Raw genomic sequence first — 19601 nt, forward strand, 5'->3', positions numbered from 1 at the left:
CATGCGACGCACAGAAACCGAGGCGTTCTACCGCCACTACCTGGCCACCTGCAACGCCCACGCCTTCGACCGCCTGAACTCGTTCGTCGTCGAAGACGTCGAGGTCAACGACGCCCCGCAAGGGCTGGCCACCTACGTGGCCGGCCTGCGCGGGGTCGTCCAGGCCTTCCCGGACTACCACTGGCACCTCACCGACCTCATCATCGACGCCGACCGCCTGGCCGCCCGCCTCATCGACACCGGCACCCACCAGTCCGACTTCCTCGGCGTCCCGCCGACGGGGCGTGCGGTGCGGATCCAGGAGTTCGCGGTCTACCACCTGCGGGAGGGCCGCATCGCTCAGGTCTGGGTCACGGCCGACAACATGACCCTCCTCGACCAACTCCGCTGACCTGCCCCGCCCGCGTCCGCGCCCCGGCGAATCCGGCCGTGTCCGCGCTTTGGCCGCTCCGGCGGTGTCCGTGCTTTGGCCGCTCCGGCTGTGTCCGCGCTCTGGTTGGTCTGGCCGCTTGCTGCGTTCTGATCGGTTGGGCCGCTTCCTGCTTTTCGGCCGGTCGATCCCATCCGCGGCCGGACGGTTCTGGCTGGTCTAGGCGGCCGGGGTGCGAGGGTCAGGCTGTTCGAGAGGCTCGCGTCCCGCATTCCGGCCAGCTCGCTGCGCCTGCTCTGATGGGATGACTCAGCCAGCGCCCGAGTCGGGGAAGACCCGCCCCGCGCCCTGCGCCCCGCCCTGCACCTTGCGCCCCGCCCCGCGCCCTGCGCCCCGCCTCGCGCCTTGCGCCCCGCCCTGCGTCCTTGCGCCCCGCCCCGCCCCGCGCTTTGCGCCCCGCCCCGCCCCGCCCCGCGCCTTGCGCCTTTCGCCCCGCCCTGCGTCCTTGCGCCCCGCCCTGCGTCCTTGCGCCGCGCCCTGCGTCCTTGCGCCGCGCCCTGCGTCCTTGCGCCGCGCCCTGCGCTGCACCCACGCCTTGGTCCCCGCCCGCGCCCCTGCGCCGCGCCTTGCGCCTTGCACTGCGCTGCACCCCGCGCCACCCAGCCCTTCCGATCTGAGTGTGCGCGGCGGCTTTGGATTGGTCCGGCCGTCCGGATCGGTCGGGGTTGCCCCTCTCGCTGGCTGTCTCAGGACTCGCGAGTAAGGCGACGTGGGCGCTGAAAACGGGTGGGGTGGGGGAGTGGGTGGTTACTACGCTGGCGCGCGTGTCAGCGATTGATGGGGTGGCTTGGACCACGGCGCCGTTCGGGGATGTTGCTGAGCTGGTTGAGCTGGCCGGGCGGTGTCTGGAGGCCGATGGCGGGTTGCCGCTGGCCGCCGACCCGAGCTTTCTGCAGCGCCGGTGGGCAGGGTCCGAAGCCCATGGCATCCAAGGGAGGGACGGCGCCGGGACGTTGGTGGCGGCTGGCGCCGTGCGGCCTACATCGGGTCAGGCGGGTGTCACCTTCGCCGGGATGGTTGATCCGGGCGCGCGGGGGCGTGGGCTGGGTGCACACCTGCTGGACTGGGGCTTGAGCGAGGCCGCCCGCCGCCCGGGACAGGTCACCGTGGAGACCGAATCGCTCACTGCTGAGGCTGAGGCGTTGTTCGCGACGCGCGGATTGCGGCAGGTCTTCGCCGAGGGCGTCATGCGGATCGACTTTGCTCGAGGCGTACCGGAGGTGGGGTGGCCGGGAGGGATCGCTCTGACGGAGTGGTCCGCGGAGGCTGCGGGGCGCTTCCATGCGGTTTATGAGGCGGCTTTTCGGGACCGACCCGGGTTTCCGGGGCTGCCGGCCGCCGAGTGGATCGCCGACGTGGCCGAGGATGACGATTTCCGGCCCGGGTGGTCGGTGCTGGCGACCTTGAGCGGCCGTGATGTGGGGTTCGTGACGGCGGCGGACGGCTGGATCGTGCAGGTCGGTGTTGTGCCCGAGGCCCGCCGGAACAACCTCGGTGGTGCGCTGGTCGCCGAGGCTCTGCGACGGATGCTGGCCGGCGGTGGCACCCACGCCTGGCTCGACGTCAACGTCGACAACGCGGCGGCCCGGCTGTATCGGCGGCTGGGGTTCGAGCATCGGGGGCGGCGGGCCCGCTACCAGCGGGCGGCCTGACGACGCCCAGGAGCGGGCCGGAGGATTGTCAGGACGGCGGGGGAAGGTCGGGGCCGGGGCGGGTGCCGGGGGTGACGTCGGTGAAGTGCTCGACGACCGTCGGTTTGGCGAAGTCCGCGCCGATCAAGGCGCGCCATTGGGCGAAGCGGTCCGTGTTGCGGAAGTTCTGCTCGTGGGCTTCGATCGAGTCCCATTCGACGAGGAGGATGAAGCGGGACGGTGACTCCACGCCGCGGGTCATGCGGACCGATCGGCAGCCCGGGGCGCCGGCCAGGATCGGGTGGGCGAGACGGTAGGAGGTGGCGAAGGCCTCCTCCTGGCCGGGGAAGACCTCGAATTCCGCGACCTCGAGAACCATGGCTAGCCTCCTAGGATGCCCTGCGGGTGGTGTGGTGCGGCACCTAATGTCGGCTTCGGCGGCACGAAAATGCGTTAGGCGCAACACGTTGAGCTGGGGGATGTGCGGATCGGGTCCGTGATGGGACACAATAGCCGCGTAGGAGGGGAGTATTCCTCTGCGCCGGTCTCGTCAGCACGGTCTTCATCGTTCGCGGTGAGCCCGGGGCCGGTGGTCGTCGCCCGCCGGGCGAGGGCGGAAGAGACCTCCGACAGTCGCACGTCGCTGTGGCACTCGATCACGGGTGGGCACAGCGATGAACCGTGTCTGCCGGAGGTTCTCGTTGAACGTTTCTGCCTGGGTCTGGATCGCCACCCTGATCGCCCTGGTTGTCGTCCTTGCCGTTGATCTGCTGATCGTCGGCCGCCGTCCCCATGAGCCCAGCATGCGTGAGGCCGGGGGGTGGGTCGCCTTCTACGTCGGCCTGGCGCTCGCCTTCGGCGTCGGAGTCTGGGTCCTCGCGGGAGGGCAGGCGGCAGGTGAGTTCTACACCGGCTGGCTGACCGAATACTCGCTGAGTGTCGACAACCTCTTCGTCTTTGTGATCATCATGGCGCGGTTCGCCGTGCCCCGGCAGTTCCAGCAGAAGGTGCTGCTCATCGGCATCGTGCTGGCGCTGATCATGCGGGGTGCGTTCATCGCGGCCGGCGCCGCGCTGATCTCGGAGTTCTCGTGGGTCTTCTACATCTTCGGCGCGTTCCTGGTCTACACGGCCGTCACGCTGCTCAAGCAGGGTGAGAACGACGAGGACGACTTCAAGGAGAACATCCTCATCCGCTGGTCGAAGCGGGCGCTGCCGATCTCGTCGTCGTTCGACAGCGGCAAGATGACGATGGTCAGCGAGACCGGCAAGCGGCTGTTCACGCCGATGCTGATCGTCATGATCGCGATCGGGACCACCGACCTGATCTTCGCGCTCGACTCGATCCCGGCGATCTTCGGCATCACGAAGGAGCCGTACCTCGTCTTCACCGCGAACGTGTTCGCGCTGATGGGTCTGCGCCAGCTCTACTTCCTGCTCGGCGGGCTGCTGGAGCGGCTGGTCTACCTCAACATCGGGCTGGCGTTCGTGCTGGCGTTCATCGGTGTGAAGCTGTTCCTCGAGGCGCTGCACACGAACGCGCTGTCGTTCATCAACGGCGGCCACGGTGTGCACTGGGCGCCGGAGATCCCGATCTGGCTGTCACTGCTGGTCATTCTGGGCACCCTGGGCATCGCCACCGTCGCGAGCCTGGTGAAGTCCTCCCGCGACCGCAAAAAAGAGCTGATCAAAGCCTGAGCAACACAAAAGCCGGGGGTACGCACAGTGCGTACCCCCGGCTTTTTGGTGTGTCAGCTCTGGTGCTTGCGGCGGGAAGCCGCCCGGCCACGGGCCTGCTGGTCGAGGACGACCTTGCGGATGCGCACGGCGGCCGGGGTGACCTCCACGCACTCGTCCTCGCGGCAGAACTCGAGGGCCTGCTCCAGCGACAGCTTGCGCGGCGGGATCACCTTTTCGGTGTTGTCGGCGCTCGCGGCGCGCATGTTCGTGAGCTTCTTCTCCTTGGTGATGTTGACGTCCATGTCGTCCTCGCGGGAGTTCTCGCCGACGATCATGCCTTCGTAGACCTCGGTGGTCGGCTCGACGAAGAGCGAGCCGCGCTCCTGGATGTTGATCATGGCGAACGGGGTGACCACGCCGGCCCGGTCGGCGACCAGCGAGCCGTTGTTACGGGTGCGCAGCTCGCCGAACCAGGGCTCGTAGCCCTCGAACAGGTGGTGCAGGATGCCGGTGCCGCGGGTCTCGGTGAGGAACTCGGTGCGGAAGCCGATCAGGCCGCGCGCCGGGACCAGCCACTCCATCCGCAGCCAGCCGGTGCCGTGGTTGATCAGCTCTTCCATCCGGCCCTTGCGGGTGGACAGCAGCGTGGTGATGGCGCCCATGTACTCATCGGGGGCGTCGATCGTCAAACGCTCGACCGGCTCGTGCACTTTGCCGTCGATGGTCCTGGTGACGACCTGCGGCTTACCGACGGTCAGCTCGTAGGACTCGCGGCGCATCTGCTCGACCAGGATGGCCAGAGCGAGCTCACCACGACCCTGGACCTCCCAGGCGTCGGGGCGCTCGGTCGGCAGTACGCGCAACGAGACGTTGCCGATCAGCTCCTTGTCGAGGCGGTCCTTGACCATCCGGGCGGTCACCTTGGCGCCCTTGACCTTGCCGACCAGCGGCGAGGTGTTCGTGCCCAGGGTCATCGAGATGGCCGGCTCGTCGACCGTGATCAGCGGCAGCGGGATCGGGTTCTCCGCGTCGGCCAGGGTCTCGCCGATCATGATGTCGGCGATGCCGGCGACGGCCATGATGTCGCCCGGCCCGGCGCTCTCGGCGGGCTTGCGCTCCAGGCCCTCGGTGATCAGCAGCTCGGAGATGCGCACGCTGCTGATGGTGCCGTCGGTCTTGCACCAGGCCACGGTCTGGCCCTTGCGGATCGTGCCCTCGTGCACCCGGCACAGCGCGAGCCGGCCGAGGAAGTTCGACGCGTCGAGGTTGACCACGTGCGCCTGCAGCGGCGCGCCCTCGGTGTAGGTGGGCGCGGGGATGGTCTCGAGGATCGTCTTGAACAGCACCGAGAGGTCGGTCGCGTCCTCGGGGACGGTGCCGTCCTTGGGCTGGGTCATCGAGGCGATGCCGTCGCGCGCGCACGCGTAGACGATCGGGAACTCGATCTGGTGCTCGTCGGCGTCGAGGTCGAGGAAGAGCTCGTACGTCTCGTCGAGGACCTCCTTGATCCGCGCGTCCGGGCGGTCGACTTTGTTGATGATGAGGATGATCGGCAGCTTGGCGTGGAGCGCCTTGCGCAGCACGAAGCGGGTCTGGGGGAGCGGCCCCTCGGAGGCGTCGACCAGCAGTGCGACGCCGTCGACCATGGTCAGGCCGCGCTCGACCTCACCGCCGAAGTCGGCGTGGCCGGGAGTGTCGATGATGTTGATGGTGACGGGCGTGTCACTGTCGGCCGGCTGGTAGCTGATCGCCGTGTTCTTGGCGAGAATGGTGATGCCCTTTTCCCGCTCCAGGTCCATGGAGTCCATGGCTCGGTCGGCCATCTCGCCACGCGCGTGGGATTGGCTTCCCTGGCGCAACATGGCGTCGACCAGGGTGGTTTTGCCATGGTCGACGTGAGCGATGATGGCGACGTTGCGTAGGTCGGTGCGGGTCTGCATACCACCATTGTCCCCGGTCTTTGTTGCGGGCGGCCTCCCGGGGTGGTCTGCCGGAACCGGTTGCAGACCTCGTCCCCGATGTCCTGTTTGCCGGGCGGCGCCCCCGGCACGCCGCTGCTAGCGTTCGGGCGTCGGTCACGGGCACCCGGAAGGACTTCGTCGATGAATCGCAGGCTGTCCTGGCTTGTCACGGCACTGGCCGGGGCCCTGCTCGTCTCGGGCTGCGGCATCTTCGGCGGTAACGACGAGGTGCCCGTCTCGGTCGCGGCGCCCCTGCCGTCGGCGTCCGAGCCGGAGAGCGTCGTCGATCCGGTCGAGACCGACGAGCCCGAGTCGGAGGTCACACCGGAGCCCTCGCCGTCGAAGAGCAAGGCCAAGCCGAAGAAGGCCAAGCCCACCCCGACCGAGGACCCGAACAACTTCCAGTTGCCCCCGTGCGCGGAGCGTGAGGGCAAGGAGGTCTCCAAGTCCAAGGCGAAGTCGGCTCTGGTCGTGGCCGCCTCCAAGAAGTACTGGCCGACCTCCGCGCCCAAGCTGAAGGTGCCGAGCCGGCTGGTGCTGGCCACGGCGTGGCACGAGAGCGGCTGGACGTCGAACTTCGTCAACTGCGACGGCGGGCACGGCCTGATGCAGGTGATGCCCGACACCGAGGCGTTCATCAACCAGCGCTTCGAGCAGTCGTACGAGAGCAGTGACTACAAGCAGAACGCCGTGCTCGGGGCCAACTATCTGGCCTGGCTGACCAAGGCGTTCGGCGACTCGTACTTCAAGGGCAAGTACGACCTGAGTGCGAGCAAGTGCAAGAGCACCAAGAGCATGTGCCTGCTCAATCTGGTGATCTCCGCGTACAACGTGGGGCGGGGCTCGGTGGACGAGGCGTGGGCCTCCAAGGAGCTGCCGAACCCCGTCTACGTCAACAGCGTCCGGTCGCTGATGAAGTCGTGTTACTGCGACCGGTACTGACTGCACCACCGGGTCACCGGGTCCCGGACCGGCCGCGTTACACTTGTGGGCGGAACCCGGGACTGTGCCCGCTGCTTTGACCCATTACCGAGCGCGGCTGTAGAGTCTCGGGGTTGTCGTGCGTTGAGATGCTGGCGAGCTCCTGACTTAGGCCCGTGCAGCACACACTAAGGAGCTTTGCGTAATGCCGCCCAAGAAAAAGACCCATGAGGTAACCCTCGCGCTTGAGGCGGGTAACGCCGCGATGGTCGACCTCGGCAAGATGCTCGGCCCGACCGGTGCCAACATGCGCGCGGTCAAGCTCGAGTACGACGAGGCCACGTCGAAGCAGCGGGGCGAGATCATCCCCGTCGTTGTCAGCGTCTTCGAGGACCGCAGCCACTCGCTGGTCTACAAGACCCCGCCGACGAGCTTCCTGATCCGTAAGGCTCTGGGCATCCAGTCGGGCGCGTCCAACCCGCTGACCCAGACCGTGGGCACGCTGAGCGCCGACCAGATCAAGCAGATCGCCGAGCGCAAGCTCCCCGACCTGAACGCCAACGACGTCGATGCCGCGATCAAGGTTGTCGCCGGCACCGCCCGCTCGATGGGTGTCAAGGTCGCTTAGTAAGACCTGAGAACGGCGCGGACCCGGGCGGGTCCGCGCCGTTTTTTCATGCGCCCTTGCCGACGACCTCGTCGATGAGGCCGTAGTCGCGGGCCTCGGCCGACGACAGGCTGCGCCCGGCGGAGAGGTCGTCCTCGATCCGGCTGCGGGACTGCCCGGTGACCTCGACCAGCCGCAACACGACCTCCTCGAGCTCCCGCAGGTGCTGCCCGGCGGCTGCGGCCACCTCGTCGGCGGTCCCGGTGACCCCGGCCGCGCGCGGCTCGGCCAGCTTGAAGCGGGCATGCCTGTACGCCGAGCGCCGTTCGGCCGCGGCCAGCACCGCCAGCACGGCCCCGCCGGCCTCGGACGTGACGACGGCGTGCACGGGCGCGGTCATCGCATCCATGACGTCGATGACGGCGTGGGCGGCGTTCAGGTCACCGCCGGAGCTGGCGATGTGCAGCTGGACCGGCTCGGGCCCGGCGGTGTCGAGGGTGAGCAGCGCCGCCGCGATGCCCGACGCCGCCTGGCCGGTGAGCGGACCACGGATCATGACGATGCGCTGGTCGAAGAGGCGTTCCTCGAGCCAGCCCGGCAGCTGCGGTCCGCCGCCCTGCCACGGGTCCGGCTGCGGGGGAGGGTTGGGTTGCCAGCGCAGGTTGGGTGTCACCGGGGATCCTCCGTGGGGCTCGAGGGGTTCCGAGTCTAGGTACGCGCACGGGTGATGGTGGCGTCGTTCAGCCCAGGGCGGACTAGAGTCGGTGTGACCCACTGCACACCGGGAGATCCGATGGACGAGACCCTGCAGCTCGATCCGGCCAGGACCGCGATCGTGCTGATCGAATACCAGAACGAGTTCACCTCGGACGGCGGTGTGCTGCACAACGCCGTCGCACCGGTGATGGACAAGACCGGGATGCTGGCCAACACCGTCGCGCTGGTCGACGCCGCCCGGGCCGCGGGTGTGACGATCATGCACGCGCCGATCACCTTCGCGCCGGGCTACGGCGAGCTGTCGCGCCACCCGTACGGGATCCTCAAGGGAGTCGTCGACGGCAACGCCTTCGTGAAGGGCACCTGGGGTGCGGCGATCGTCGATGACCTGACCCCGGCCGAGGGCGACATCCTCATCGAGGGCAAGCGTGGCCTCGACACCTTCGCCAGCACCAATCTCGACTTCATCCTGCGGGGGCGGGGTATCGAGACGGTGATCCTGGCGGGCTTCCTGACGAACTGCTGCGTCGAGTCGACGATGCGCAGCGCGTACGAGAACGGTTACCGGGTCATCACCCTGACCGACTGCACGGCGGCGACCTCACCCGAGGAGCACGACAACGCCATCGCGTACGACTACCCGATGTTCTCGCTGCCGATGGAGTCCACGAAGGTCACCGCCGCGCTGTAAAGGGTCACCAGCCCCGTTCACGCCATTCGGCCAGGTGGGGGCGTTCGGCGCCGAGGGTCGAGTCTTTGCCGTGGCCGGGGTAGAACCAGGTGTCGTCGGGCAGGCGGTCGAAGAGCTTGGTCTGCACGTCGGCGATCAGGGACGCGAAGTTCTTCTTGTTGCCACGGGTGTTGCCGACGCCGCCCGGGAAGAGGCTGTCGCCGGTCCACAGGTGGGCGGTGCCGCCGGGCTCGCGGTAGAGCAGCACGATGGAGCCCGGTGTGTGACCCACGACGTGGATCACCTCGAGGGTGCAGTCGCCGACCGCGATGGTGTCGCCGTCGTTCACCGTGCCGGTGACGACGGGGATCCCCGCGGCGTCGTCCGTGCCGGCGATCGAGGCCGCGCCGGTCTCCTTCACGACCTGCTGCAGGGCTCCCGTGTGGTCGGGGTGCTGGTGGGTCGTCACGACCGTGGCCAGGCCGGCCGGGCCGATCAGGTCGAGCAGGGTCTGCGCGTCGTTGGCGGCGTCGATCAGCAGCTGCGAGCCATCGGAGCGGCAGGTCAGCAGGTAGGCGTTGTTGTCCGTGGGGCCCACCGACACCTTCGTGACGGTGAGGCCGGCCAGTTCGCGGACGGCCGGTTCGCCGCCGCGGGTCACGTCTCCGGTGTAGGTCATGTCACTTCCACCTCGGGGGCTGGGGCAGCTCGCCCTCAGGCGAGACGGTCAGGTCGGCGCCGTCGCCGCGGCCCGAGAGCCACGCCGCGATCGAACGGGTCGGGCCGGCGACCGTGGGTGCGCCGTCGGCGTCGCCGATGGTCAGGGGGTGATCGACCCCGTGCGGGCGCAGCACCAGGGAGAGGTCGGAGGCGCCGGTGACGATCTCCCGGAGCAGCCGCAGGGCGAACGCGTCGTCCCAGTCCTCCGGCGAGTAGCCGGCGCCGAGGTCGACGTGGTGCACCTCGACCTCGCGCAGCCGGGCCCACGGGATCGCCGCCGCCGAGGCGCCGGTCGGCGGGATGAAGAAGGTCCAGGCCTCGGCCGGCATCGACGCGCCCGCGTCGGCGAGGCGTTCGTGGGCCTCGCGGATGTCGGCGATCTGCTCCGCCAGCGGCCGCTCGGCGCCCGCGTCGATGCCGTCGGTACGCGCGGCCGGCGACGCGTACGCGGGGGTCTCGACGCCGGTCCGCGCCCAGGTCAGGAGGTTGGTGTAGGCGTCGGCGTTACGGGCCACGTGGGTCAGGACGTGGCCGACCGTCCAGCCGGGCAGGGCCGACGGCGCTTTCACCGCGGCGTCGTCCAGCCCTTCGGCGGTACGGATCAGGCGTTCGGTGGCTTGCTCGACATCGGTCATCAGCACCAACGGGTCAACGGTCACGTGATCGACCCTAGCGGCGGAATTCGCTTTCGCGCCCGTGACCGCGTCCGTACCGTCTGTGCCAGACGTGAAGCGAGCAACCGCGGAGGGGGTGGGGAAGGTGCTGTCCGTCAATTCCCGGCTTCGCCCGGGAGTCCTGGCCTGAGATCCGGCCGAGCCTCCTCACACCCCAAAGGGTTTCCCATGTCTGACCTGCCCGCTCTGGGCTGGGGCGAGACACTTGCCTCCGCCTATCGTCCCTTCGACCGTCCCGACGCGCAGCCCGGGCGCGTGTTGCGCGCCGACCGCGGCGTCTGCACCGTTCTCGGCCCCTCCGGTGTCACCCGGGCCAGCCTCGCCGGCAGTGTGCTGCTCGGCGCGGCTCGCGACCCCGCCAACCTGCCCTGTGCCGGCGACTGGGTGGTCCTGCGCCGCTGGCCCGACCGGCGGACCACCGTGGAGGGTGTGCTTCCGCGGCGGACCGCGCTGATCCGGCGTACCGCCGACAAGGACGCGTCCGGGCAGGTCCTGGCCGCGAACATGGATGCCGTCGCGGTGGTCGAGCCGATGCATCCGGCGCCCGACGACGCCCGCGTCGAGCGTCTGCTCGCGCTGGCCTGGGAGTCCGGCGCCGAGCCGGTCATCGTGCTTTCCAAGAGCGACACCGCGAGCGACCCGCAGGCGGTCGCCCGTCAGCTCTCGTCGCTGGCTCCCCGGGTACGCGTCCTGGCCGTCAGCGTGCACGACGGCACCGGCGTCGAGGCGCTGCGGGAGTACGTGACTCCCGGCCGCACGCTGGCGTTGCTGGGTCGATCGGGCGCGGGCAAATCGTCGCTGGTCAACGCCCTGGCCGGCACCGACGTGATGGGTGTGCAGGAGATCCGGCGCGCCGACGGGAAGGGCCGGCACACCACCGCGTACCGGAGTCTGGTTTTGATCCCGGGAGGTGGCGCCGTCCTGGACACGCCGGGCATCCGGGGGGTCGGTCTGCTCGACACCGGTGAGGGCCTCGACAAGGCTTTTGCCGACGTGGCGGCGCTGGCTGAACGGTGTCGTTTCGGTGATTGTCGTCACGAGGACGAGCCCGGATGTGCGGTCGTCGCGGCGCTGGAGGACGGCAGTCTTTCGCCGCGACGCCTGGAGAGCTGGCGAAAGCTGCACCGGGAGGTCGCCGTCGAGAGCAGCCGGCGGGCCGCCCGCCTGGCCGGCCTCGCCGGTCCGTCCCGGCGCAGACCGCGCCGCTGACGCGGCCTCTGGCACAATTCACCGGTGCCCGCGGTGGATGAGGTCCTGGACGAGCCCGGCCTCTCCGTCGAGGCCGAGCCGAAAAAACGCGCCTATCGGTACGCCGATGTCTGGGCGGCGATCAGTTATCTCGCACTCGGGGTGCTGGTCCTGATCCAGTTGTGGATCAGCCCCGGCGGCCGCGTGCTGTCGTCCAACGACGACGACCACGGCTTCTTCTCCTTCGTGATGGCGCACGGGGAGCGGGTCGTCTTCCACGGCGCCAACCCGCTGTTCAGCGACCGGATGAACGTGCCGGACGGCGTCAACATGATGGCCAACACCACGGTGCTGGGCCTGAGCGTGCCGATGGCGCCGGTCACGCACTTCTTCGGCGTGGGCGTCTCGGTCGTCCTGCTGCTCACCCTCGGCCTCGCCGGTACGGCTTTTGCCTGGTATTGGGTGCTGTCGCGGCATCTGGTCACGAGCCGCGCCGCCGCGTGGATCGGCGGTCTGTGGTGCGGCTTCGCGCCGGCGATGGTGTCGCACGCCAACGGGCACATCAACTTCGTCTCGCTTTTTGTGGTGCCGTTCATCGTCCTGCAGGTGCTGCGGCTGCGCGAGCCCGGGCGGGTCGTCCGCGGCGGCATCATCCTCGGGCTGCTGGTGGTGCTGCAGGTCTTCATCAACGAGGAGACGCTGCTCTTCACGGCGCTCACCCTCGGCGTTTTTGTGATCGCGTACGCCGCCCTGGCCTGGCGGACCGCGGTCGGTTACGTGCGCCGGATGGCCGCCGGGCTCGGGGTGGCGATCGTGACGGCGCTGGTGCCGCTCGCGTACCCGTTGTACTTCCAGTTCACCGGGCCGCAGAGTTACAGCGGTCAGCCGTTCGAGCCGGGCAAGTTCGTCACCGACCTGCTCGCGCTCGGGGCGTACGCCCGGCAGTCACTGGCCGGCAACGGTGCGATCGCGCGAGCGCTCAGTGTGAGCCCGACCGAGGACAACACGTTCTTCGGCGTACCGATGCTGGTCATGATCGTGGTCTCGGTCGTCCTGTTGTGGCGCAACATCGCCGCGCGGTCCGCCGCGATCGCCGGTCTGGTCCTGCTGATCATTTCGATGGGCCCGGAGCTGCGCGTCGGCGGATACAACACCGGCATCCCGCTGCCGTTCGCGCTGATCGCCCACGTGCCGATCATCGACCTGGTCAGTGTCACCCGGTTCGGCATGGTTCCCGCGACGATCATCGGGCTGCTGCTCGCGCTGGCCGCCGACCGGGCGCCGCTGCTGCCACACCGCAAGCGGGTCGCGTTCGGGATCGGTCTGGCCCTGGCCATCGTGCCCGTGCTGCCGAAACCACTGCCCGTGGTCACCGCCGACCCGCTGCCACCGTTCATCGCGCAGCAGATGTGGCGTGACTACGTGCCCGGCAACCGGACGCTGGTCACCGTGCCGCTGCCCGAGGTCACCACCGGGCGGGCCGGGATGCGCTGGTTCGCGTTGTCCGGTCTGGATTATTCGGTGCCCCGCGGGTACTTCATGGGACCGGCGAACCCACCGGCCGACAAGACCGGATCGTGGAACGCCGCACCCAGGCCGACCTCCGACCTGTTACGCATTGCAGGGGCGTACGGTCGGATGCCGGTGGTCACGGGCGCCGACCGGCGGGCCGCGATCACCGACCTGACCTACTGGCGGGCCGCGGTCGTGGTGCTGGTTCCCGGCACCCCGAACCACGACCTGCTGCAAACGCTGGTCTCCGATCTGCTCGAGAAAGAGCCGCAGCAGGTCGGCGGCGTGCAGGTGTGGGACGTCCGGGACCAGGTTCGCCCGTCCGAGTGACGGGAATGCCCGGTCCTGCTCCAGCGCTGTTACTCGGCGGCGGAAAACTTGTCGTACCCCGCGGCTAGGGTGGCGGCGCCCATTGTCTTGACGTTACGGAGTGGCTGGCTGTGGCCGACCGACTGATCATTCGCGGCGCGCGGGAGCACAACCTGCGCGACGTCAACCTCGACCTGCCCCGCGACGCGATGATCGTTTTCACCGGTCTCAGCGGCTCGGGCAAGTCCAGCCTCGCCTTCGACACGATCTTCGCCGAGGGCCAGCGCCGATACGTGGAGTCGCTGTCGTCGTACGCACGGCAGTTCCTCGGGCAGATGGACAAGCCCGACGTCGACTTCATCGAAGGCCTGTCCCCGGCGGTGTCCATCGACCAGAAGTCGACCTCGCGCAACCCGCGGTCGACGGTCGGCACCATCACCGAGGTCTACGACTACCTGCGGCTGCTCTTCGCCCGGACGGGCATCCCGCACTGCCCGATCTGCGGCGAGCGGATCAGCAAGCAGTCGCCGCAGCAGATCGTCGACCGGGTCCTGGCCATGAAGGAAGGCACCCGGTTCATGGTCCTGGCGCCGGTCATCCGGGGCCGCAAGGGTGAGTACGTCGACCTCTTCGCCGAGCTGCAGTCCAAGGGTTACGCCCGCGCCCGCGTCGACGGCGTCGTGCACCCGCTGGCCGAGCCGCCCAAGCTGAAGAAGCAGGAGAAGCACACGATCGAGGTGGTCGTCGACCGCCTCAGCGTCAAGGCCTCCAGCAAGCAGCGGCTCACCGACTCGGTCGAGGCGACCCTGGCGCTGTCCGGTGGCATCGTGCTGCTCGACTTCGTCGACCTGCCCGAGGACGACCCGCAGCGTGAGCGCCGTTTCTCCGAGCACCTGGCCTGCCCCAACGACCACCCCCTGGCGATCGAGGACCTCGAGCCGCGAGTGTTCTCCTTCAACGCGCCCTACGGCGCCTGCCCGGAGTGCACCGGTCTGGGCACCAAGAAGGAGGTCGACCCGGAGCTGATCGTCCCGGACGACGAGCGCAGCCTCCGCGAGGGCGCGATCCAGCCGTGGTCCGGCGGCTCGACCCTCGAATACTTCCTGCGCCTGCTCGAGGCCCTGGCCAAGGCCGAGAAGTTCAGCCTCGACACCCCGTGGCGGCAGCTGCCCAGCCGCGCGCAGAAGACGATCCTCTACGGCTCCGAGGACCAGGTCCACGTCCGCTACCGCAACAAGTACGGCCGCGAGCGCTCGTACTACACCGGCTTCGAGGGTGTGGTGCAGTGGATCGAGCGCCGGCACGGCGACACCGAGAGCGACTGGTCGCGCGACAAGTACGAAGGCTACATGCGCGACATCCCGTGCCCGGCCTGCGGCGGCACCCGGCTCAAGCCGGAGGTCCTGGCGGTCACGATCGCGGGCAAGAGCATCGCCGAGGTCTGCAACCTGTCGGTCGGCGAGTGCGCCGAGCTGCTGGCGACGATCGAGCTCACCGACCGCGAGAAGATGATCGCCGAGCGTGTGCTCAAGGAGATCAACGCGCGGCTGCGCTTCCTCGTCGACGTCGGCCTGGACTACCTGTCGCTGGACCGCGGCGCGGGCACCCTGTCCGGTGGTGAGGCGCAGCGCATCCGGCTCGCCACACAGATCGGCTCCGGCCTGGTCGGCGTCCTCTACGTGCTCGACGAGCCGTCCATCGGCCTGCACCAGCGCGACAACCACCGCCTGATCGAGACCCTGGTCCGGCTCAAGAAACTCGGCAACACCCTGATCGTGGTCGAGCACGACGAGGAGACCATCCGTACGGCGGACTGGATCGTCGACATCGGTCCCGGCGCGGGCGAGCACGGCGGCAAGATCGTGCACAGCGGCTCGGTCAAGGGGCTGCTGGCCAACAAGGAGTCGCCGACCGGTGCGTACCTGTCGGGTCGTAAGAAGATCCCGACGCCGGCCACACGCCGGGTGCAGGAGCCGGGCCGTGAGCTCGTCGTGCAGGGCGCGCGCGAGCACAACCTGCGCAACATCACCGTCGGCTTCCCGCTGGGGCAGTTCATCGCCGTCACCGGCGTGAGCGGCTCGGGCAAGTCGACGCTGGTCAACGACATCCTCTACACCGTGCTGGCCAACCAGATCAACGGCGCGCGGATGGTGCCGGGCCGGCACACCCGGATCACCGGCCTGGAGAACGTCGACAAGGTCGTCGGGGTGGACCAGTCGCCGATCGGGCGGACGCCGCGGTCCAACCCCGCGACGTACACCGGTGTCTTCGACAACGTCCGCAAGCTCTTCGCGGAGACGACCGAGGCGAAGGTCCGCGGGTACGGCCCGGGCCGGTTCTCGTTCAACGTCAAGGGCGGTCGCTGCGAGAACTGCTCCGGCGACGGCACGATCAAGATCGAGATGAACTTCCTGCCCGACGTGTACGTGCCGTGCGAGGTCTGCAAGGGCGCCCGGTACAACCGCGAGACCCTCGAGGTGCACTACAAGGGCAAGACGATCTCCGAGGTCCTGCAGATGCCGATCGAGGAGGCCGCCGGCTTCTTCGAGGCGATCCCCGCGATCCACCGGCACCTCAAGACGCTGGTCGACGTCGGTCTCGGCTACGTCCGCCTGGGCCAGCCCGCGCCGACACTCTCCGGCGGTGAGGCGCAGCGGGTCAAGCTCGCCTCCGAGCTGCAGAAACGCTCCACCGGCCGGACCGTCTACGTGCTCGACGAGCCGACCACCGGCCTGCACTTCGAGGACATCCGCAAGCTCCTGCTGGTCCTCAACGGCCTGGTCGACAAGGGCAACACGGTCATCACGATCGAGCACAACCTCGACGTGATCAAGAACGCCGACTGGCTGATCGACATGGGTCCCGAGGGCGGCAACAAGGGCGGGCTGGTGCTCGCCACCGGCACACCCGAGGAGCTCGCCGACGTCCCGGACAGTCACACCGGGCAATATCTGCGCCCGATGCTCGGACTGACCGGCGAACCGGCCGGCGCGGCAGAGGCCCTGGCCCGCGCGGCCAAGGCCAACGGCGCCCCGAAGCCGGCCACCAAGCCGCGCGCGACCCGCTCACGCGCCAAGGCCGCCGTCTGACACACAGGTAACACACAGCTACGAAGCAGCGCCCGCCTCCGACCTGGGGGCGGGCGTTCGCACGCCCGGGAAATTAAGGCGAAACACAGCAACCACGCCGATAATTTCCCGCAGGCTCATGAACCACATCGGTGACGAGAGCGTATGTACAAGCAACGCCGCGTGACGTAAGCGCGCGGCTCAGGGGTTAAGGAAAGGTTCGAATCATATGACTGACGTGCAGACGAGGCCTGAAACGCAAGCTCCGGCGCAGGAACCGGCCCGGGCGGGAGTCGCTTCGTCGCGGCGCGTCGTGCTCGTCGGCGCCGGCGCGCTCGGCGCCGGGTGCCTGCTGGCAGCGTGCGGGACGGACTCGACCGGCACCGGCAGCAACGGCGCCAACGGTGGCGACTTCAGCAACGACCCCGCGCCCGCGGGCAGCAAGGGCGCCGACGCCGGTGGCACCTCGACCTCCGGCGGCGACTCGGGCGGCTCCGCGCTGGCCCTGGTGGCCGACATCCCCGAGGGCGGCGGTGTGATCAAGGGCGACTACGTCATCACCCAGCCCGCCTCGGGCACCTTCAAGGCGTTCAGCAAGGTCTGCACCCACGCGGGCTGCGACGTCAGCAAGGTCGACGCCGGCGTCATCACCTGCCCGTGCCACGGCAGCACCTTCTCCATCGAGGACGGTTCGCCGACCGGTGGCCCCGCCACCAAGGCGCTGCCCGAGACCAAGGTCAAGGTGGACGGCGACAACATCGTCGCGGCCTGAGAAATCTTGGGGTCGGCCCTGACCTGCCGACACGGCCGGCCCCAGCACGTTTCCGGCCGGAGGCCCGACGCCGTGGCGGCGGCAACGGACCTCCGGTCGGACAATCATGTCAGGGGTCCGCACTAGTGTTGAGTGCGTGCCTGACCCGTCCAGCTACCGTCCGGCGCCGGGGACCGTTCCCGATGCTCCCGGTGTCTACCGCTTCCGTGATCCCACCGGCCGTGTCATCTACGTGGGCAAGGCCAAGAGCCTCCGCAACCGGCTGAATTCGTACTTCGCCGACACCTGGACCATGCACGCGCGGACCCAGCAGATGGTCACCACCGCGGCCGCGGTCGACTGGGTCACCGTCGCCACCGAGGTCGAGGCGCTCCAGCTGGAGTTCTCCTGGATCAAGGAGTTCGACCCGCGGTTCAACGTCAAGTACCGCGACGACAAGTCCTACCCGTTCCTCGCCGTCACCCTCAACGAGGAATACCCTCGCCTGCAGGTCATGCGTGGTGCCAAGCGCAAAGGCGTCCGCTACTTCGGGCCCTACTCGCACGCCTGGGCCATCCGCGAGACCCTCGACCTGCTGCTGCGCGTCTTCCCGGCCCGCACCTGCTCCAGCGGCGTCTTCAAACGCGCCGGCCAGATCGGCCGCCCCTGCCTCCTCGGCTACATCGGCAAATGCTCGGCGCCCTGCGTCGGCACGGTCTCCGCCGAGCAGCACCGCGAGATCGTCGACGACTTCTGCGACTTCATGGCCGGCCGCACCGACACGTTCGTCAAACGCCTCGAGCGCGACATGCTCGACGCGTCCGAGCAGCTCGAGTTCGAAAAAGCCGCCCGCCTCCGCGACGACATCGCCGCCCTGCGCAAAGCCATGGAAAAGCAGACGGTCGTCCTCGGTGACGGCACCGACGCAGACGTGGTCGCCTTCGCCGAGGACCCCCTCGAAGCCGCGGTCCAGGTCTTCCACGTCCGCGACGGCCGCATCCGGGGCCAGCGCGGCTGGGTCGTCGAAAAAGTCGAGGACCTCACCACCGGCGACCTGGTGCACCACTTCTGCACCCAGGTCTACGGCGACGAACACGGCGAGAACGACGTCCCCCGCGAACTCCTCGTCCCGGCCCTGCCGCCGGACTCGCAGGCCCTGGAGAACTGGCTGTCCGAACACCGCGGCAGCCGCGTCAGCCTCCGCGTGCCCCAGCGCGGCGACAAACGCTCGCTGCTCGAAACGGTCGCGCGCAACGCCGGCGAATCCCTGGCCCGCCACAAACTGCGCCGCGCGGGCGATCTGACCACCCGCAGCAAGGCCCTCGACGAGATCGCGGAAGCCCTCGGCATGGAGACCGCTCCGCTGCGCATCGAATGCTTCGACGTCTCCCAGATTCAAGGCACGGACGTCGTGGCCAGCATGGTGGTCTTCGAGGACGGGTTGGCCCGCAAGAGCGAGTACCGCCGCTTCGCGGTCCGCGGCAACCCGGACGGCTCCGGCACGGACGACCTCGCGGCCATGAGCGAGGTGATGCGGCGACGGTTCGCCCGCTACCGCGCCCAGCCCGGCTCGCCCGACACCGACAGCGCTGCCGACGCCGGGTCTGCGCTCGCTTCCGGGCCTGCAGCCGGGTCCGGCCCGATCTCCGGTTCTGGGTCCGCGGCCGGTCCGGGCTCTGGTTCCGGTTCGGCGGCTGTGGCTGGTGGTTCGGTCTCTGATTCCGGCTCTGGTTCCGTGGCGGGTAGTTCGGTCTCTGGTTCTGGGGCCGCCGCTGTGGCCGATGGGTTGGGGTCTGATTCCGACTTTGCTGACGGCGGTGACGAGGAGTCTCTGGCCGGGGGCCTGCGAGGTGGATCGAGTGGTGACACGCTCGAAGGACGTGCGGAAGCGCTGGGAGTCACCACCCCGGCGATCGACGCGACGGTGGACGACGAGCCGGCGACCAACGAGTTGCCGGGCATCGACCCGCTGACCGGGCGGCCGCGCCGGTTCGCCTACCCGCCCAACCTGGTCGTGGTCGACGGCGGCCAGCCCCAGGTCAACGCGGTGGCAGCGGTCCTCGCCGACCTCGGCATCACCGACGTCGCCCTGTGCGGCCTCGCCAAGCGCCTCGAAGAGGTCTGGCTCCCCGGCGAAGACTTCCCGGTGATCCTGCCCCGCACCTCGGAAGCGCTCTACCTGCTCCAACGCGCCCGCGACGAGGCACACCGCTTTGCCATCACCTTCCACCGCCAGCGCCGCACCAAGCGCATGACCACCTCGGCGCTGGACGATATCCCGGGCCTGGGCGAGACCCGCCGCAAGGCGCTGCTCCGGCACTTCGGCTCGCTGAAACGCGTCGGCCAGGCCACACCGGAAGAGATCGCCGAAGTCCCGGGTATCGGCCGACGCACAGCGGAAGCGATCCTCGCGGCCCTGGCCGGTTCCGAAAAACCGTCCACGGACGAGTCAGCCGACTCGACCGCGGCCGACCCGGTCCCGTCCGGCGGCGCGGGCCGCACCAAGGCCGGCGCCAACCGCGCCCGGGTGGCACGCCCCCTCGCCCAGGCCGACCCCGACACCAACACGGCGCCCCCGGAGCTAGCCATGGACCCGGAGCGAGCCTCGGACCCGGAGGCAGCCTCGGACCTAGAGCTAGCCCCTGACCCGGAGCCAGCCCGGGACCCGGAGCGAGCCACGGACCCGGAGCGAGCCACGTAGCTGGACCCGGGCACGTAGTCGATGCCCGGCTGGGTGGCCGGGACACGGGTGGGTGGTGGGAC

At 69.2% G+C, this 19601-nt stretch carries 15 protein-coding genes and 1 pseudogene; 11 read left to right on the top strand and 5 right to left on the bottom strand.

What is annotated here, in order from left to right; translation table 11 throughout:
- Position 1: 1 nt before the first annotated feature.
- Positions 2-391: an ester cyclase gene (locus AFR_RS10570; RefSeq protein ID WP_023360205.1), complete on the top strand. Its 390-nt coding sequence runs from the start codon at positions 2-4 to the stop codon at positions 389-391.
- A 782-nt stretch (positions 392-1173) separates the two neighbouring features.
- Positions 1174-2082: a GNAT family N-acetyltransferase gene (locus AFR_RS10575; RefSeq protein WP_148307919.1), complete on the top strand. Its 909-nt coding sequence runs from the start codon at positions 1174-1176 to the stop codon at positions 2080-2082.
- A 28-nt stretch (positions 2083-2110) separates the two neighbouring features.
- Here AFR_RS10575 and AFR_RS10580 read toward each other — a convergent pair whose 3' ends face one another.
- Positions 2111-2440: an antibiotic biosynthesis monooxygenase family protein gene (locus AFR_RS10580; protein WP_023360209.1), complete on the bottom strand. Its 330-nt coding sequence runs from the start codon at positions 2438-2440 to the stop codon at positions 2111-2113.
- Positions 2441-2735: 295 nt separating this feature from the next.
- Between AFR_RS10580 and AFR_RS10585 the strand changes: the two genes are divergently transcribed.
- Positions 2736-3758 carry a TerC family protein gene (locus tag AFR_RS10585; protein WP_193786359.1) on the top strand — a complete coding sequence of 341 codons (1023 nt, stop codon included), beginning with the start codon at positions 2736-2738 and terminating at the stop codon, positions 3756-3758.
- Positions 3759-3811: 53 nt separating this feature from the next.
- On the opposite strand, the gene typA is transcribed toward AFR_RS10585, so the two are convergent.
- Complete coding sequence (gene typA, locus AFR_RS10590) at positions 3812-5680, bottom strand: translational GTPase TypA (protein WP_023360213.1); 1869 nt, start codon at positions 5678-5680, stop codon at positions 3812-3814.
- Between the two features lie 162 nt (positions 5681-5842).
- On the opposite strand from typA, the gene AFR_RS10595 reads away from it, so the two are divergent.
- Together AFR_RS10595 and AFR_RS10600 are read left to right on the top strand one after the other, a co-directional pair.
- The gene (locus AFR_RS10595) at positions 5843-6643 is read left to right on the top strand and encodes a transglycosylase SLT domain-containing protein (protein WP_023360215.1); all 801 of its coding nucleotides are present in this window, start codon (positions 5843-5845) and stop codon (positions 6641-6643) included.
- Between the two features lie 184 nt (positions 6644-6827).
- Positions 6828-7250, top strand: a complete 423-nt coding sequence (locus AFR_RS10600; protein ID WP_023360217.1) for an uL11 family ribosomal protein — start codon at positions 6828-6830, stop codon at positions 7248-7250.
- A gap of 46 nt (positions 7251-7296) precedes the next feature.
- Here the strand turns inward: AFR_RS10600 and AFR_RS10605 are convergent, their stop codons facing one another.
- A complete protein-coding gene (locus tag AFR_RS10605; RefSeq protein WP_023360219.1) occupies positions 7297-7902 on the bottom strand; it encodes an ATP-dependent Clp protease proteolytic subunit in 606 nt (201 codons plus the stop codon).
- Positions 7903-8022: 120 nt separating this feature from the next.
- Here AFR_RS10605 and AFR_RS10610 point away from each other — a divergent pair, with 120 nt between their 5' ends.
- Positions 8023-8637, top strand: coding sequence for a cysteine hydrolase family protein (locus AFR_RS10610; RefSeq protein WP_023360221.1), 615 nt, complete (start codon positions 8023-8025; stop codon positions 8635-8637).
- Between the two features lie 4 nt (positions 8638-8641).
- Here AFR_RS10610 and AFR_RS10615 read toward each other — a convergent pair whose 3' ends face one another.
- Together AFR_RS10615 and AFR_RS10620 are read right to left on the bottom strand one after the other, a co-directional pair.
- Entirely contained in the window at positions 8642-9295 is a 654-nt protein-coding gene (locus AFR_RS10615; RefSeq protein ID WP_023360223.1) for an MBL fold metallo-hydrolase, read from the bottom strand.
- Between the two features lies 1 nt (position 9296).
- Entirely contained in the window at positions 9297-9995 is a 699-nt protein-coding gene (locus AFR_RS10620) for a maleylpyruvate isomerase family mycothiol-dependent enzyme (protein ID WP_023360225.1), read from the bottom strand.
- Between the two features lie 183 nt (positions 9996-10178).
- On the opposite strand from AFR_RS10620, the gene rsgA reads away from it, so the two are divergent.
- The 5 genes and pseudogenes from rsgA to uvrC form a co-directional block, all read left to right on the top strand.
- Entirely contained in the window at positions 10179-11219 is a 1041-nt protein-coding gene (gene rsgA / locus AFR_RS10625) for a ribosome small subunit-dependent GTPase A (protein WP_023360227.1), read from the top strand.
- 24 nt (positions 11220-11243) lie between these two features.
- Positions 11244-13040, top strand: coding sequence for a hypothetical protein (locus tag AFR_RS10630; RefSeq protein WP_023360229.1), 1797 nt, complete (start codon positions 11244-11246; stop codon positions 13038-13040).
- 110 nt (positions 13041-13150) lie between these two features.
- On the top strand, positions 13151-16108 hold the full coding sequence (gene uvrA / locus AFR_RS10635; RefSeq protein WP_023360231.1) for an excinuclease ABC subunit UvrA: 2958 nt from the start codon (positions 13151-13153) through the stop codon (positions 16106-16108).
- A gap of 208 nt (positions 16109-16316) precedes the next feature.
- Positions 16317-16859, top strand: coding sequence for a Rieske (2Fe-2S) protein (locus AFR_RS10640; protein WP_041840770.1), 543 nt, complete (start codon positions 16317-16319; stop codon positions 16857-16859).
- Between the two features lie 136 nt (positions 16860-16995).
- Positions 16996-19266 (top strand): annotated as a pseudogene (gene uvrC / locus AFR_RS47725) (excinuclease ABC subunit UvrC); the annotation flags it as partial.
- Between the last annotated feature and the right edge of the window lie 335 nt (positions 19267-19601).

This window comes from Amorphoplanes friuliensis DSM 7358, assembly GCF_000494755.1.
Classification (GTDB): domain Bacteria; phylum Actinomycetota; class Actinomycetes; order Mycobacteriales; family Micromonosporaceae; genus Actinoplanes; species Actinoplanes friuliensis.

Bases quoted from the DNA above. Each gene is read 5' to 3' on its own strand.
- AFR_RS10570 (WP_023360205.1), top strand. From the start codon at position 2: ATGCGACGCACAGAAACCGAGGCGTTCTACCGCCACTACCTGGCCACC.
- AFR_RS10580 (WP_023360209.1), bottom strand. From the start codon at position 2,440: ATGGTTCTCGAGGTCGCGGAATTCGAGGTCTTCCCCGGCCAGGAGGAG.
- AFR_RS10585 (WP_193786359.1), top strand. From the start codon at position 2,736: ATGAACCGTGTCTGCCGGAGGTTCTCGTTGAACGTTTCTGCCTGGGTC.
- typA (WP_023360213.1), bottom strand. From the start codon at position 5,680: ATGCAGACCCGCACCGACCTACGCAACGTCGCCATCATCGCTCACGTC.
- AFR_RS10595 (WP_023360215.1), top strand. From the start codon at position 5,843: ATGAATCGCAGGCTGTCCTGGCTTGTCACGGCACTGGCCGGGGCCCTG.
- AFR_RS10600 (WP_023360217.1), top strand. From the start codon at position 6,828: ATGCCGCCCAAGAAAAAGACCCATGAGGTAACCCTCGCGCTTGAGGCG.
- AFR_RS10610 (WP_023360221.1), top strand. From the start codon at position 8,023: ATGGACGAGACCCTGCAGCTCGATCCGGCCAGGACCGCGATCGTGCTG.
- AFR_RS10615 (WP_023360223.1), bottom strand. From the start codon at position 9,295: ATGACCTACACCGGAGACGTGACCCGCGGCGGCGAACCGGCCGTCCGC.
- rsgA (WP_023360227.1), top strand. From the start codon at position 10,179: ATGTCTGACCTGCCCGCTCTGGGCTGGGGCGAGACACTTGCCTCCGCC.
- AFR_RS10640 (WP_041840770.1), top strand. From the start codon at position 16,317: ATGACTGACGTGCAGACGAGGCCTGAAACGCAAGCTCCGGCGCAGGAA.